Source organism: Mesorhizobium sp. AA23, assembly GCF_001672435.1.
Lineage (GTDB): Bacteria > Pseudomonadota > Alphaproteobacteria > Rhizobiales > Rhizobiaceae > Mesorhizobium.
In genome coordinates this window covers 1-14771 of record NZ_LYTP01000033.1, presented here as the reverse complement: position 1 = coordinate 14771, position 14771 = coordinate 1, and the positions used below count along the sequence as shown (strand labels likewise).

Here is a 14771-nt window from a genome sequence, read left to right as displayed (position 1 = left end):
GTCATCCGCGATGGCGCCAACCAAAGGAACGAAACCATGGAAGTCATTCTCCTCGAGCGCATTTCCCGCCTCGGCCAGATGGGCGAAACCGTCAAGGTCAAGGATGGGTTCGCCCGCAACTTCCTGCTGCCGCAGGGCAAGGCGCTGCGCGCCAACGAAGCGAACAAGAAGAAGTTCGAGGGCCAGCGCGCCCAGCTCGAAGCCCGCAACCTCGAGCGCAAGTCGGAGGCTGCGCAGATCGCCGAGAAGCTCGACGGCAAGAGCTTCATCGTCGTGCGCTCGGCAGGCGAGACCGGCCAGCTCTACGGCTCGGTGTCGACCCGCGACATCGCCGAACTGCTGACCGCCGAGGGCTTCTCCGTCAGCCGCAACCAGATCGAGCTCAACCAGCCGATCAAGACCATCGGCCTCTCCAACGTGGCGATCGCGCTGCATCCTGAAGTCGAGGTCACGGTGGCGCTCAACGTCGCCCGCTCGGCCGATGAGGCGGAGCGCCAGGCCAAGGGCGAGACGCTGACGACGGCCGAAGCCATCTATGGCGAAGACATCAACGACAACGCCCGGCCGGAAAACTTCTTCGATCCGAACGCCGAATTCGAAGGCGGCGAGGACAACGCCTGATCGACAAGGCAGGAGCCGTGCTGCGGCTCCTCGTCCAGCGCCGGCTGGACCAACGCCCGGGTCTTCGACCCGGGCTTTTTTGTGCCAATAGGAACCTTTCTGATCCCTATATCTTGTTGCAGATTACGGCGTGGCGCGTCGATTGGACGCGGGCGATGCGCTGTGGCACTTTCGATTTGGCATTCGGTCCGACTGCCGGATGGTCCGTCTGAGGGGACATTTGGTCATGAACATCCTGTTGAAACACGTTCTCGAACGGCTGGTGCGGACCGGCGACCTCAAAGTGACCGGGCCGAAAGGCACGACGCATAAGTTCGGCGACGGCAGCGGCGAACCGGTACACATCCACATCAAGACCATGCATGCCGAGCGCGCGATCACCTTCGATCCGATGCTGGCCGTGCCCGAAGCCTATATGGATGGCGAACTGGACATCCCCGAGGGCGGCGTCCTCGGGGTGATGCGGATCGCTTTCCAGAACATGGGCAGCGGCGGCATCGACGTGACCTGGTCGAAGGCCATCGAAGGTCTGCGCCATGCCTTCCGCCGCCTGCAGCAGATCAACACGGCGTCGAGATCTCGCCGCAACGTGCAGCGCCACTACGACCTCTCCGGCGAACTCTACAAGCTCTTCCTCGACGAGGACATGCAGTATTCCTGCGCCTATTTCGAACAGCCCGACATGACGCTGGACGAAGCGCAGGTCGCCAAGAAGCGCCACATCGCCGCCAAGCTGAGACTCAAGGCCGGCCAGACGGTGCTCGATATCGGCTCCGGCTGGGGCGGCCTCGGGCTTTATCTCGCCAAGGCCTTCGACGTCGACGTGCAGGGCGTGACGCTATCCACCGAGCAGCAGAGCGTCTCCACCGACCGCGCACATGCACTGGGCCTGCAGGACCGCGCGCATTTCGACCTCAAGGATTATCGCGCGCTCAACGAACGCTTCGACCGCATCGTCTCGGTCGGCATGTTCGAGCATGTCGGCGTCAACCACTACCGGACTTTCTTCGACAAGGCGGCGACGCTGCTCAAGCCCGACGGCGTGATGCTGCTCCACACCATCGGCCGGTCCGGCGTGCCGTGGGCGACCAGCGCCTTCATCCGCAAATACATCTTCCCAGGCGGCTACGTCCCGTCGATGTCGGAAGTGCTGCCCGCGATTGAGAAATCAGGCCTTATCGTCACGGACATCGAGATTCTCAGGCTTCACTACGCCGACACGCTGAAGCATTGGGGCCAGCGATTTGCCGCCAACCGCGACAAGGCGAAGGCTATCTATGACGAGCGCTTCTGCCGCATGTGGGAGTTCTACCTCGCGGCCTCGGAAGCCGCCTTCCGCTGGCAGGACCTGGTGATCTTCCAGTTCCAGATCGCCAAGAAGAACGACACGCTGCCGATGACGCGCGACTATATGGCCAAATGCGAGAAGGCGCTGGAATTGCGCGACCTCGGCCATCAGGAGCCGGCGACGCCCGCCGTCAAGCCGACCCGCCGCAAGAAGGTGGAATAGAACGGCGGCGATTGCCGCTTGCCATTGCGGCCTGACGCCACGAAAAAGGTCTCGTTCGCGAGGCCTTTTTCATGAACTACCTAATCTACATCGCGGCGGCACTTGCCGAGATCGCCGGCTGCTTTTGCTTCTGGGCCTGGTGGCGGCTGGGGAAGTCGCCGCTCTGGCTGGTGCCAGGTCTGGCGTCGCTGGCATTGTTCGGCTTCCTTTTGGCGCTGGTCGACACGAGCGCCGCCGGTCGCGCTTACGCCGCCTATGGCGGCATCTACATTGCCGCTTCGCTGGGCTGGCTTTGGCTAGCCGAAGGCGTGCGCCCCGACCGTTTCGACCTCGCCGGCGCCGCGCTCTCGATCGTCGGCGCCTCGGTGATCCTGCTCGCGCCAAGAGGAGCCTGAATTGGAACTGCCCACCGCGCTCCGGCAAGGCGTCGACAGCCTGCTCGAAAAAGTACCGCTGCCGGCGCTGAAACAGGCCGCGAGAACGCTTTCGGAACGCTATCGCGCCGAGTTGCGTGACGGCCGCCTGCATATGGGCGAAGACATGGCGGTGAAGGCTTACCTGGCGACCAGGCTGCCCGCCACCTATGCCGCCGTCGCGCTTGCCTGGACGCGCTGGCGGACGCTCGTCCGGACTTCCAGCCGAAAAGCCTGCTCGATATCGGCGCAGGGCCTGGCACCATGCTTTGGGCCACGGCCGACACCTGGCCGGAGCTCGAACGGGCGGTTCTGGTCGAGGCAAGCGCCGCGGTGCGCAAGGTCGGCCAGTCGCTGGCCGCCGGCGCGATCGCTGCCCGCGCGAGCTGGGTAGCCGGCGACGCCACCATCGATCTCGACGGTCTCGACCCTGCGGACTTGATCAGCGTCGCCTATGTGCTCGACGAGATCGCGCCGGCCTCGCTGCCAAAACTCGTCGACCGGCTCTGGCGATTGACGGCCGACACGCTGCTGATCGTCGAGCCGGGCACGCCGGCCGGCTGGCAGCGTATCCTTGCCGCGCGCCGGCAGCTCATCGAAGCCGGCGCGCATGTCTCGGCGCCCTGCCCGCACGAGGCGCCCTGCCCGCTCGCTCCGCCAGACTGGTGCCATTTCTCGCGCCGCGTCGCGCGTTCGCGGCTGCATCGGCTCGCCAAGGACGCCGACGTGCCGTGGGAGGACGAGAAGTTCATCTACCTCGCCGCCTCGCGACTGCCGGCGCCGGCGCGCGCGTCACGAGTGATCGCGCCGCCAAAGGGCGGTTCGGGCAAAGTCATGCTCAAGCTCTGCCAGCCCAACGGCCATGCCGGGGAGCGCCTCTCCAGCAAGCGCGACGGCGATGTCTTCAAGGCGGCGAGGCGGGCGGACTGGGGCGACACGCTTGGCTGAGCCGCTTGTGATTCAGGGGCGAGGCGACACGGCGCAGACAAGCTTGCCACGACTGACATAGCCGGCATCGCATTTTCCTGTTTTGTTCTCGTTCGAGGCCCGCTAGGGTTGCGCACTTCGATTCGAGTCAATGACGATTCTTTCCACGGAAAAATTTCGGTTGTGAATCGCGAGCATCGAAGCCGGTTGGAACCTCACTGTTGCAGATAAGTCAGCACCGATTTTTCCAGTTCTGATATCGAGGAAGCGGGATCGAAATCGGGGACATCATGGCTGAAGCAGCGCGCAAGCTCGGCGTGGCGGAGCAACCGCTCTACCGCGAGGCACCGAACAACATCGAGGCCGAGCAGGCGCTGCTTGGCGCAATTCTGGTCAACAACGACGCCTTCTACCGCGTCTCGGATTTCCTCAAGCCCGCGCATTTCTATGAGCCGCTGCACCGCAAGATCTTCGAGGTCGCGGCCGAGCTCATCCGCATGGGCAAGATCGCAACGCCGATCACGCTGAAGACCTTCCTGCCGGCGGAAGAGAAGGTCGGCGACATGACCGTGGCGCAGTATGTCGTGCGGCTCGCCGTCGAGGCGGTCACCGTCGTCAACGCCGCCGATTACGGACGCGCCATCTACGACCTCGCCACCCGCCGGGCGCTGATCACCGTCGGCGAAGACATGGTCAACATCGCCTATGACGCGCCGGTCGACATGTCGCCCTCGGAGCAGATCGAGGACGCCGAGCGGCGCCTGTTCGAGCTCGCGGAGACCGGCCGCTACGACGGCGGCTTCGAGAGCTTCAACGACGCGGTCAAAACCGCCGTCGACATGGCCAACGCCGCCTATATGCGCGACGGCCATCTGTCAGGCATCGCCACGGGGCTGCGCGACCTCGACCGCCGCATGGGCGGCCTGCAGCCTTCCGACCTGATCGTGCTTGCCGGGCGCCCCGGCATGGGCAAGACCTCTCTGGCCACCAACATCGCCTTCAATATCGCCGAGGCCTATCAACCGGCGCAGCAGGCCGACGGCACCTTCAAGGCGGCCAATGGCGGCGTGGTCGGCTTCTTCTCGCTCGAAATGTCGTCGGAACAGCTCGCCACCCGCATCATCTCCGAGCAGACCGAAATCTCGTCATCGAAGATCCGCCGCGGCGAGATCTCCGAGATGGATTTCGAGAAGCTGGTCGCCTGCTCGCAGACGATGCAGAAGATCCCGCTGTTCATCGACCAGACCGGCGGCATCTCGATCGCGCAGCTCTCCGCGCGGGCGCGGCGGCTGAAACGCCAGCGCGGCCTCGACCTCATCGTCATCGACTATATCCAGCTGATGCAGGGCTCAAGCGCGCGCGCCTCGCAGAACCGCGTGCAGGAAATCACCGAAATCACCACGGGCCTGAAGGCTCTAGCCAAGGAGCTCGGCGTGCCGATCATCGCGCTGTCGCAGCTGTCGCGTCAGGTCGAAAGCCGCGACGACAAGCGCCCGCAGCTCTCGGACCTGCGCGAATCCGGTTCGATCGAGCAGGACGCCGACGTGGTGCTGTTCGTCTACCGCGAGGAATACTACCTCAAGAACCGCGAGCCGAAGCTCGGCACCGACGAATACATCAAGTGGGAAAACGAGATGAACGAGGCGCGCGGCAAGGCCGAGTGCATCGTGGCCAAGCAGCGTCACGGACCGACCGGCACCGTCAGCCTCGCCTTCCATGGCGAATTCACGCGGTTCTCGGACCTGGCCGAGGAGCATCATTTGCCGGAGAGGTTTGAGTAGTTTTTTGGCCCACGTCAGCGCTCCGTCACACCCCCCTCTGTCCTGCCGGACATCTCCCCCGCAAGGGGAGAGATTGGCTGTCGCCACAACCTTCGCCAATCGCCGCCGTTGCAAGAAGAGCGCCGGCGGCCAAGCTGCTGATCTCCCCCCTTGCGGGGGAGATGGCCGGCAGGCCAGAGGGGGGTGGGCGGGAACGCCGGCCTTCGAAAATTTGCGATCGGCCCGACGCTAATGGCCAAATCGCGCGTTCAGTTCATCTGTCAGAATTGCGGCTCGGTGCATCAGCGCTGGGCCGGCAAATGCGACGCCTGCGGCGAGTGGAACACGCTGGTCGAGGAAGGCACCGCGGGCGGCATCGGCTCGGGGCCGGCCAACACCCGCAATGCCCGCAAGGGCCGCGCCGTGGTGCTCACCAGCCTGGCCGGCGACATCGAGGACGCGCCGCGCATCGTCTCCGGCATCGGCGAGCTCGACCGCGCCACCGGCGGCGGCTTGGTGCGCGGCTCCGCCCTTCTGGTCGGCGGCGATCCCGGCATCGGCAAGTCGACGCTGCTGACGCAGGCCGCAGCCGCTTTGGCCTCGAAAGGCCACCGCATCGTCTATGTTTCGGGTGAGGAAGCTGTCGCGCAGATCAGGCTGCGTGCTCAGCGCCTCGGTGTCGCCTCGACGCCGGTCGAACTCGCCGCCGAGACCAATGTCGAGGACATCCTCGCGACAATCGCCGACGGCAAGCGGCCGGACCTGGTGATCCTCGATTCCATCCAGACGCTGTGGACCGATCTTGCCGATTCGGCGCCCGGCACGGTCACCCAGGTGCGCGCGGCCGCCCAGGCGATGATCCGCTATGCGAAATCCACCGGCGCCGCGATCGTGCTCGTCGGCCATGTCACCAAGGAAGGCCAGATCGCCGGCCCGCGCGTCGTCGAGCACATGGTCGACGGCGTGCTCTATTTCGAGGGCGAAGGCAACCACCACTTCCGCATCCTGCGCACGGTGAAGAACCGCTTTGGGCCGACCGACGAGATCGGCGTCTTCGAGATGTCGGACAAGGGCCTGCGCGAGGTCGCCAATCCATCCGAGCTGTTCCTCGGCGAGCGGCATGCGAAGTCGCCCGGCGCCGCCGTCTTCGCCGGCATGGAAGGCACAAGGCCGGTGCTGGTCGAGATCCAGGCGCTGGTGGCGCCCTCTTCGCTCGGCACGCCGCGCCGCGCCGTCGTCGGCTGGGACGGCGCGCGGCTCTCCATGGTGCTGGCGGTGCTGGAAGCGCATTGCGGCGTCCGCTTCGGCCAGCACGACGTCTATCTCAATGTCGCCGGCGGCTACCGCATCTCGGAACCGGCGGCCGATCTCGCGGTCGCCGCAGCATTGGTTTCGTCGCTCACCGGTCTTGCCCTTCCCGCCGATTGCGTCTATTTCGGCGAAATCAGCCTTTCGGGCGCGGTAAGGCCGGTTGCGCATGCGCAGCAGCGCCTTAAAGAGGCCGAAAAGCTGGGTTTCGGAAGCGCGGTGCTGCCGCTCGGCAGCGAGGAAGTCGTTGGCGGTAATGGGGCCGGGGGAATCGCGGCCGGCGCTTTCCAACCCACCGAGCTTGCCGACCTGGTGGCGCGCATAGCCGGCTCACGGCGCAGTCGCGCCGACGAGGGGGAGTGATGCAGCTCATGATGTGGGGCGAAAGATATGCCGATTACGCTGCTTGACGGAATTCTCGTCGGCTTCACCCTGGTCTCGGCGATGCTTGCCATGGTGCGCGGCTTTTCCCGCGAAGTATTGTCGGTGGTGTCGTGGGCAGCGGCGGCGGCGGCGGCCTTCTTCTTCTACAGGCCGGTCCTGCCCTACGTTCAGCCATATGTCGACAACGACAAGATCGCCATGGCCGCGGCAGCCGGCATCGTCTTTGTCATCGCGCTGATCGTCGTCTCGGTGATCACCATGAAGATCGCCGACTGGATCATCGATTCGCGCATCGGTGCGCTCGATCGCACGCTCGGTTTCCTCTACGGCGCGGCGCGCGGCATCCTGGTCGTCGCGGTGGCGCTGTTGTTCTTCAACTGGCTGGCCGGCGCCAAGGCGCCCGCCTGGGTTGCCAATGCCAAGTCCCGGCCGCTGCTCGAGACGATCGGCGCCAAGCTCGAAAGCGTGCTGCCCGAGAACACGGAAGAGCTGGTCAACAAATACACGCGTAAGGGCACCCCCCAGGCCGGCGCGCCGGCGACCACCGACCAGCCCGCGGCCGAACCGCCGGCGACCGGCGACGACAGCGCGACGGCGCCCGACGACAGCGAAGGCGCAGCGCCGGCCGACAATGAGCCGGCTCCAGCCCCCGCCCCGGCTCCCGCCACCCCGGCGCCGGCAAACTGAGGCGCCGGCAAACTGAAACCAGGCCAGTTCCGTCACTGGCCTGGGGCATGTTATGGATGCGGCATCGCGTGCGTTGCGTTCGATGAGCGATCGCCCTATATGGCGGTTTTAGCGGAGCTTGAGCCCCAGATGGCAGACTCAACGGCAGACGCAGGCAAAGTCCCTTCCGCCGAGGCCGATGACCATTTCCATGACGAATGCGGCGTGTTCGGCATTTTCGGCCGGCAGGACGCGGCAGCCATAGTCACACTCGGGCTTCACGCGCTCCAGCATCGCGGTCAGGAAGCCGCCGGCATCGTTTCCTATGACGGCACCCAGTTCCACGTCGAGCGTCATGTCGGGCTGATCGGCGACACCTTCACCAAACAGAACGTCATCGATCGCCTGCAGGGCAACCGCGCCATCGGCCACACCCGCTACGCCACCACCGGCGGCGCGGGCCTGCGCAACATCCAGCCCTTCTTCGCCGAGTTGGCCGAAGGCGGCCTTGCTGTCGCCCATAACGGCAACCTCACCAATGCGCTCACCGTCCAGCGCGCATTGCAGAAACAGGGCTCGATCTTCTCCTCCACCTCCGACACCGAGACGCTGCTGCATCTGGTCGCGACCAGCAAGGAGCGCGATTTGAACTCGCGCTTCATCGATGCCGTTCGCCAGGTCGAGGGCGCCTTCTCGCTGGTCGCGATGACGGCCAAGAAGATGATCGGCTGCCGCGATCCGCTCGGCATCCGTCCGCTGGTGCTCGGCGACCTCGACGGCGCCTGGATACTCGCTTCGGAAACCTGCGCCCTCGACATCATCGGCGCCCGCTTCGTGCGCGATATCAAGCCGGGCGAGATGGTGGTCATCACCTCCAAGGGCATCGAGAGCCTGTTCCCGTTCGAGCCCCAGAAGACCCGCTTTTGCATCTTCGAATATGTCTATTTCGCGCGGCCGGATTCCTCGGTCGAGGGCCGCAACGTCTATGAGGTCCGCAAGCGCATCGGCGCGGAGCTGGCGCAGGAGAACCCGGTCGAGGCCGACATCGTCGTGCCGGTGCCGGATTCCGGTACGCCGGCCGCGATCGGCTTCAGCCAGGCCGCGGGCATTCCCTTCGAGCTTGGCATCATCCGCAACCACTATGTCGGCCGCACCTTCATCCAGCCGGGCGATTCCATCCGCCACATGGGCGTGAAGCTCAAGCACAACGCCAACCGCCGCATGATCGAGGGCAAGCGCGTGGTGCTGGTCGACGATTCCATCGTGCGCGGCACCACCAGCCAAAAGATCGTGCAGATGGTGCGCGACGCCGGCGCGAAGGAAGTGCATATGCGCATCGCATCGCCGCCGACCAGCGCATCGTGCTTCTACGGCGTCGACACGCCGGAGAAATCGAAGCTTCTGGCATCGCGCATGTCGGTCGAGGAGATGGCCGAGTTCATCCGCGTCGATTCGCTCGGGTTTTTGTCGATCGACGGGCTCTACCGCGCCGTCGGCGAGGCGCGCCGCGACAACGACCAGCCGCAATTCTGCGACGCCTGCTTCACCGGCCAGTACCCTACCCGCCTGCTCGACTTCGAAGGCCACGACAACGTGCGCACGCTGTCGCTGCTGGCGAGCGGCGGGTCGTAAGCCGGTCCACCCCACGGAATCCCTCACATGACCCTCGACCTTTCCGGCCGCGTCGCGGTCGTCACAGGCGCCTCGCGCGGCATCGGTTACTTCATCGCCAGGGAACTGGCTGCCGCCGGCGCGCATGTCGTCGCGGTCGCCCGCACCGTCGGCGGGCTGGAAGAGCTTGACGATGCGATCAAGGCCGACGGCCGCGGACAGGCCACGCTGGTGCCGCTCGACCTCGCCGACATGGCGGGCATCGACCGGCTGGGCGGCGCGATCCACGAGCGCTGGGGAAAGCTCGACATCCTGGTCGCCAATGCCGGTATACTCGGGGTGATCTCGCCGATCGGCCATGTCGAAGCAAAAACCTTCGATAAGGTAATGACCGTCAACGTCACCGCGACCTGGCGCCTGATCCGTTCGGTCGATCCGTTGCTTCGGCTCTCCGACGCCGGACGCGCGATCATCATGTCCTCCAACGCGGCGCACTCGGCGCGCGCCTTCTGGGCGCCCTACGCGGCTTCCAAGGCCGCGGTGGAGACGATGATGCGCTCCTGGGCGCATGAGACCGAGAGCCTGCCGCTTCGGGTCAACGCCGCCGATCCGGGCGCCACCCGCACCGCAATGCGCGCTCAGGCCATGCCGGGCGAGGATCCCGAGACGCTGCCGCATCCGTCCGAGATCGCCAAACGCATCGTGCCGCTGGCAAGCCCGGACTTGAAGGAAACCGGGCTGATCTTCCAGGCCAGGCACAACCGTTTCGTCGCCTATCGGCAACCGGAATAAACCTGCCTCAAGGCGGATGAAACAGGCCTCCGGCTACGTTCTTCGAATGTAGAACATTCGAAACCGGAGGACCGACATGCGCAGACTTCTTCTCGTTGCCGCCACCGCCATTACCGCCGCACTCGCCGCCACGGCAGGCGCGGCCCTGTCGCAAGACGCCAAGATGAGCTTCTTCGTCACCAGCGTCGGCTCCGGCAAGGGCGCCGATCTCGGCGGCCTCAAGGGTGCGGACGCGCATTGCGCCTCGCTGGCAGAAGCGGCCGGCGTCACCGGCAAGACCTGGCACGCCTATCTCTCCTCCAGCGCCGAGGATGCGCGCGACCGCATCGGCAAGGGTCCCTGGTTCAATGCCAAGGGCGAGAAGATCGCCGACGACGTCGCCTCGCTGCACAGCGACGCCAACGCCATCAGCAAGCAGACGGCGCTTACCGAGAAGGGCGAAGTCGTCAACGGCCGCGGCGACAAGCCCAACCGCCACGACGTGCTGACCGGCTCCAAGCCCGATGGCACCAAGATCGCCGACCAGACCTGCGGCGACTGGACGATGAGCGGCGCGGAAGGGGCAGCCATGACGGGCCATCACGACCGAGTCGGCCTCGACGAATCGGCCGCGGCGAAGTCGTGGAATTCCTCACATGCTTCGCGCGGCGGCTGCAGCCAGGAGGCGCTGAGAGGCACGGGCGGCGACGGCCTGTTCTACTGCTTCGCTGTCGAATAAGCGTCCGGCCAGCGGTCGTTCACGGGTCTGTGACCAGGGCGGGGGAGCGTATGCCGCCGCCCTGCTTTCGCCATTTGCTGGGAGTTGCTAGCATCGACCCGACTCCGACATCCAGCAAAGAGGAATTCCCATGGCTGCCACCCCCAGCGTAGCGTTGGTCTGGTATCTTGTGATCGCCGGCCCGCAGGGCGGCATGGCGGTGCTGCCCAGCACCTTCGACACCCGCGAACAGTGCACCAACGCGATTGCCGAATATCAGAAGCAGCCGACGCCGCAGGGTTGGGCCGTGCAGTGCGTGCCGAGCGCCTCGCCCTTCACCGACGAGGGGGATGCGGAAGTGCCATCGGCACAGTAGCGCCAGTTGATCTCCCCCCTTGTGAGCGGCAAGTGGGGAGATCGAAGTTCCAACGCAGCGCCAAGCCTATCCCCTTTGACTTCGGCCGCCCCGGCCATACCTTTGCGGGGGTCATTCCCGCGGAGGTCGCATGCGGTCCAAGTTGAAGCTCCTGCCCTTCATCCTCCTGGCGCTCACAGCCTTTGCGCAGCCAGTCGGCGCCGAAACACCTGAACGGCCGGCGCCGGCCGGCGGCGTGTTGTCGCTTTTGCCGCCGCCGCAGGTCACCGAGCATTCGATCACCCTTGGCGGGCGCAAGCTCGACTACCAGGCCAAGGCCGGCACGCTGTCGCTGCTTTCCGGCAAGGGCGAGGTCACGGCCGAGATCTTCTACGTCGCCTACACGCAGCAGTCGCCTGCCCCGGCCAAAGAGCGGCCGATCACCTTCGTCTTCAACGGCGGGCCGGGCGCGGCCTCCGCCTACCTGCATCTCGGCGCGATTGGCCCGCGCATCGTTGCGACCGCTGCCGACGGCCAATTCCTGCCGCCGCCACAAAGGCTCATCGACAATCCGGACAGTTGGCTCGACATGACCGATCTCGTCTTCGTCGATCCGGTCGGCACCGGCTACAGCCGCGAAGCGCCGGGCCAGGACACGAAAGGGTTCTGGGGCGTCGACCAGGACGCCAGCTCGGTCGGCGCTTTCATACGGCTCTATCTGGCGCAGAACGGCCGCACCGCTTCACCGCTCTTCCTCGCCGGCGAAAGCTATGGCGGCTTTCGCGCCGCGCTGCTCGCCAGGACGCTGCAGGAGGATGTCGGCTTGAGCCCCTCCGGCATCGTGCTGATCTCGCCGGCGCTGGAGTTCATGCTGGTGCGGCCGGACCAATTCGATCAATTGCACTGGGCGCTCGAACTGCCTTCGCTGGCGGCGGTGCGGCTTCGCGCCGACGGCGTCAGCGGCGAGGCGCTGCGCGACAGGCTGGCCGAGGTCGAACGCTATGCGCTTGGCGACTATCTGACGGCTCTCGCCAGCGGGCTGGAGCAAGGCGGCAAGCTCGCCAGCGGGCGCGTGGCGGAAATCACCGGCCTGCCGCTCGATCTCGTCGAGCGCAATTTCGCCCGTGTCCCTACCGGCCTGTTCACCCGCGAGTTCCAGCGCGCCAAGGGCAAGGTGCTCAGCCCTTACGATGCCACGATCAGCACCGCCGATATCTCGCCGGGCAGCGCCCGCATAGAAGGCCCGGATCCGGTGCTTGACCGCAGTGTGCCGGTGCTGACCTCGGCCTTTGTCGCTTACGCCCGTAACGAACTGAATTATCGCACGGATGTCAGCTACCGGCTGCTCAACGGCGAGATCAGTCGCAAATGGGAGTACGGCACCTCGGGGCAAGGCTATGCCGGGGCGATGAACGACCTGCAGCGGGCGCGTTCGCTCAACCCCTCGCTCGGCGTCGTCATAATCAACGGCTATACCGACCTGGTGACGCCCTATCTCGCTTCGCGCTATCTGGTGAACCAGCTTCCCTCACTCGCCGACGCCAAACCGATCCGGCTCGATGTCGTGGAGGGCGGCCACATGATGTACCTCAGGCCCGACGGAAGGCGCGCGCTGAACGAGGCAGCCTCCGAGCTCTACCAGGCGACGCAGTAAGCGCTTCTCGATCGGCCACGAGGGCTCTGCCCCAACGCAAGCGCCGCGCTGGAACAGCGCCGTAGAAGCTTTCGCCCGTATAGCTGGCAGAAGTGGATCCGATGGGGCGGAGCCGCCTCCACGCTGGCAAATCGATACCGCATGGCCGATGTCGTCGTCCTCGAAAGCCGCGAAAGGGTGCTGGCCGGCATCCTGTTCACCGCGGCCGCCTATTTCCTGTTTTCGGCGCAGGACGCCTCGATCAAGCTGTTGGTGGCCGGCATGACGGTGTGGCAGATCATGTTCTTCCGCTCGGTCACCGTCCTTGCCGCCTGCGGCGCGATCGGCGGACGGACGCTGTTCGCCGACACCGCAAACTCGCCCATCGTGCGGCCGATGCTGGTGCGCAGCGCGTTCACGCTCGCGGCCTGGCTCTGCTACTACAACGCGGCACGCTCGCTGCAGCTCGCCGAGCTCACCACCATCTACTACGCCGCGCCGATCATCGTCACCGTGCTTTCAGTGGTGATGCTGGGCGAGACCGTGCCGCTCTTGCGCTGGGCGGCGGTGTTCGTCGGATTCGTTGGCGTCTTCATCGCCTGCGACCCGGCGCGTCTCGGCTTCTCCGTGCCGGTGCTGCTTGTGCTGGCGGCAGCGCTTTTGTGGGGCATCGCCGTGGTGCTCTTGCGCAAGACCGCGATGCAGGAGCGCACGACGATCCAGCTGGTGCTCAACAATTTCTACTTCCTGCTTTTTTCGGCAGTGCCGGCGCTGATCTGGTGGCGCATGCCCGACGCGCCGCAACTCATGCTTCTCATGAGCGTCGGCGCGCTCGGCGGCGTCGCGCAATACATGCTGTTCGAGGGCATGAAACGGGCGCCGGTGTCGATCGTGGCGCCATTCGAATACACCTCGCTGGTCTGGGCGTTTGCGCTGGGCTTCGCCATCTGGGGCGACGTGCCGAGAACCGAAGTTTTCACGGGCGCGGCTTTGATCATCGGCGCCGGCCTGCTGATCGTCGGCAACGAGCATTTCCGCAAACGGGTCGAGGGCTCATGACAGAAGGCTGTCAGCAGGAGCGGCATAGTCTGGTACCATGACGGATACGGTCGACATGCCTGAAAAGCTTGCCAAGGGCACCGCCGACGCCACAGCCGAGCGCATGCTGGGCGTGGTGCTGGTCTCGGCCTCGGCCGTCGCCTTCGCGCTCACCGGCGTGCTGACCAAGTCGATCCATGCCGATCCGCTGACCATCACCTGCTGGCGCGGCTTCTTCGGCTCGATCCTGATTGCTCTCTACGTGCTGTGGCGCCGCCGCCGCTCGGGCGGGCGCGAGAGCCTCAGGCTCGGCTGGCGCGGCTGGCTGCTTGCGGTCGAGGGGGCTGCCGCCAGCATCGCCTTCATCGCGGCGTTCAAATACACCTATGTCGCCAATGTCGCGGTGATCTACGCCACCTCACCCTTCATAGCCGCACTGCTTGCCTTGCTGCTGGTGCGGGAAAAATTCCGGCTGCAGACGATGCTGGCGGCGGCCGTGTCGCTATGCGGCGTCGCCGTCATGGTGGGCGGCGGCTTTGGCAGCGGCCACCTGTTCGGCGACGGGCTGGCGCTTTTGATGACCACCGGCAGCGCGCTCTACATGATCATGGTGCGCGCCTTTCGCGACTCGCCCGTCGTCTGGGCCGGCGCGGTGTCGGCCTTCCTGCTCTTCGTCCTCGGCTGGTTCGTCACCGACCCGGTTGCCGTTTCGACCCGCGATATGGTGCTGCTTGCCACCTTCGGCTGCTCCTTCGCGCTGGCCTCGATCCTGTGGACCGAAGGTTCGCGGCTTATCCCCGCCGCCGAATCCGGCCTGCTCGGCTCGGCCGAAGTGCCGTTCGCCATCCTGTTCGCCTTGCTGTTCCTCGGCGAATTCCCACCGCTGGCCAGCATCGTCGGCGGCGCGATCGTGCTTTGCGCGGTTTTCGCGCACGCCGCACGCGACTGGTCGAGAGCCAAATCGACGCGTTCGTAAATTTTTTTCGCGGTCACGGAACCATCACCCGACTCAGGCATTGTTAGATCGACGGGTCACCCCCCAAGTCCCCCCAAACC

The 14771-nt window shown here is 65.6% G+C and carries 13 protein-coding genes and 1 pseudogene; all 14 read left to right on the top strand.

Translation table 11 applies throughout. The features are described from left to right. The first annotated feature begins 36 nt into the window (after positions 1–36). The 14 genes and pseudogenes from rplI (at position 37) to A9K66_RS27860 (ending at position 14691) form a co-directional block, all read left to right on the top strand. On the top strand, positions 37–621 hold the full coding sequence (gene rplI, locus A9K66_RS27925) for a 50S ribosomal protein L9 (RefSeq protein ID WP_067330262.1): 585 nt from the start codon (positions 37–39) through the stop codon (positions 619–621). A gap of 226 nt (positions 622–847) precedes the next feature. Next, a complete protein-coding gene (locus A9K66_RS27920) occupies positions 848–2131 on the top strand; it encodes a cyclopropane-fatty-acyl-phospholipid synthase family protein (RefSeq protein WP_067330259.1) in 1284 nt (427 codons plus the stop codon). 71 nt (positions 2132–2202) lie between these two features. Next, positions 2203–2526, top strand: coding sequence for a YnfA family protein (locus A9K66_RS27915; protein ID WP_067330256.1), 324 nt, complete (start codon positions 2203–2205; stop codon positions 2524–2526). A 1-nt stretch (position 2527) separates the two neighbouring features. Further along, positions 2528–3492: pseudogene (locus tag A9K66_RS27910) on the top strand (small ribosomal subunit Rsm22 family protein). Between the two features lie 269 nt (positions 3493–3761). After that, positions 3762–5252, top strand: coding sequence for a replicative DNA helicase (locus A9K66_RS27905; protein WP_067330253.1), 1491 nt, complete (start codon positions 3762–3764; stop codon positions 5250–5252). A gap of 231 nt (positions 5253–5483) precedes the next feature. Then, complete coding sequence (radA, locus tag A9K66_RS27900) at positions 5484–6902, top strand: DNA repair protein RadA (RefSeq protein ID WP_067330249.1); 1419 nt, start codon at positions 5484–5486, stop codon at positions 6900–6902. Positions 6903–6929: 27 nt separating this feature from the next. Further along, positions 6930–7610 (top strand): CvpA family protein, encoded by a 681-nt coding sequence (locus A9K66_RS27895; RefSeq protein ID WP_067330246.1) that lies wholly within the window; start codon positions 6930–6932, stop codon positions 7608–7610. A gap of 129 nt (positions 7611–7739) precedes the next feature. Further along, positions 7740–9221 (top strand): amidophosphoribosyltransferase, encoded by a 1482-nt coding sequence (purF, locus tag A9K66_RS27890; RefSeq protein ID WP_067330243.1) that lies wholly within the window; start codon positions 7740–7742, stop codon positions 9219–9221. Between the two features lie 27 nt (positions 9222–9248). Beyond that, entirely contained in the window at positions 9249–9992 is a 744-nt protein-coding gene (locus A9K66_RS27885) for an SDR family NAD(P)-dependent oxidoreductase (protein WP_067001369.1), read from the top strand. A 76-nt stretch (positions 9993–10068) separates the two neighbouring features. Then, positions 10069–10710 carry a hypothetical protein gene (locus A9K66_RS27880; protein ID WP_067330239.1) on the top strand — a complete coding sequence of 214 codons (642 nt, stop codon included), beginning with the start codon at positions 10069–10071 and terminating at the stop codon, positions 10708–10710. 130 nt (positions 10711–10840) lie between these two features. Then, entirely contained in the window at positions 10841–11065 is a 225-nt protein-coding gene (locus A9K66_RS27875) for a hypothetical protein (RefSeq protein WP_067001363.1), read from the top strand. 130 nt (positions 11066–11195) lie between these two features. Continuing rightward, complete coding sequence (locus tag A9K66_RS27870) at positions 11196–12698, top strand: peptidase S10 (protein ID WP_067330236.1); 1503 nt, start codon at positions 11196–11198, stop codon at positions 12696–12698. Positions 12699–12839: 141 nt separating this feature from the next. Continuing rightward, complete coding sequence (locus A9K66_RS27865; protein ID WP_067330232.1) at positions 12840–13736, top strand: DMT family transporter; 897 nt, start codon at positions 12840–12842, stop codon at positions 13734–13736. 55 nt (positions 13737–13791) lie between these two features. After that, positions 13792–14691, top strand: coding sequence for a DMT family transporter (locus A9K66_RS27860; protein ID WP_082954141.1), 900 nt, complete (start codon positions 13792–13794; stop codon positions 14689–14691). Positions 14692–14771: the final 80 nt, after the last annotated feature.

Coding starts and splice junctions, on each gene's coding strand:
- A9K66_RS27870 (WP_067330236.1), top strand. CDS start 11,196: ATGCGGTCCAAGTTGAAGCTCCTGCCCTTCATCCTCCTGGCGCTCACA.
- A9K66_RS27860 (WP_082954141.1), top strand. CDS start 13,792: ATGCCTGAAAAGCTTGCCAAGGGCACCGCCGACGCCACAGCCGAGCGC.
- radA (WP_067330249.1), top strand. CDS start 5,484: ATGGCCAAATCGCGCGTTCAGTTCATCTGTCAGAATTGCGGCTCGGTG.
- A9K66_RS27895 (WP_067330246.1), top strand. CDS start 6,930: ATGCCGATTACGCTGCTTGACGGAATTCTCGTCGGCTTCACCCTGGTC.
- A9K66_RS27915 (WP_067330256.1), top strand. CDS start 2,203: ATGAACTACCTAATCTACATCGCGGCGGCACTTGCCGAGATCGCCGGC.
- purF (WP_067330243.1), top strand. CDS start 7,740: ATGGCAGACTCAACGGCAGACGCAGGCAAAGTCCCTTCCGCCGAGGCC.
- A9K66_RS27920 (WP_067330259.1), top strand. CDS start 848: ATGAACATCCTGTTGAAACACGTTCTCGAACGGCTGGTGCGGACCGGC.
- A9K66_RS27905 (WP_067330253.1), top strand. CDS start 3,762: ATGGCTGAAGCAGCGCGCAAGCTCGGCGTGGCGGAGCAACCGCTCTAC.
- A9K66_RS27865 (WP_067330232.1), top strand. CDS start 12,840: ATGGCCGATGTCGTCGTCCTCGAAAGCCGCGAAAGGGTGCTGGCCGGC.
- A9K66_RS27875 (WP_067001363.1), top strand. CDS start 10,841: ATGGCTGCCACCCCCAGCGTAGCGTTGGTCTGGTATCTTGTGATCGCC.
- rplI (WP_067330262.1), top strand. CDS start 37: ATGGAAGTCATTCTCCTCGAGCGCATTTCCCGCCTCGGCCAGATGGGC.
- A9K66_RS27880 (WP_067330239.1), top strand. CDS start 10,069: ATGCGCAGACTTCTTCTCGTTGCCGCCACCGCCATTACCGCCGCACTC.
- A9K66_RS27885 (WP_067001369.1), top strand. CDS start 9,249: ATGACCCTCGACCTTTCCGGCCGCGTCGCGGTCGTCACAGGCGCCTCG.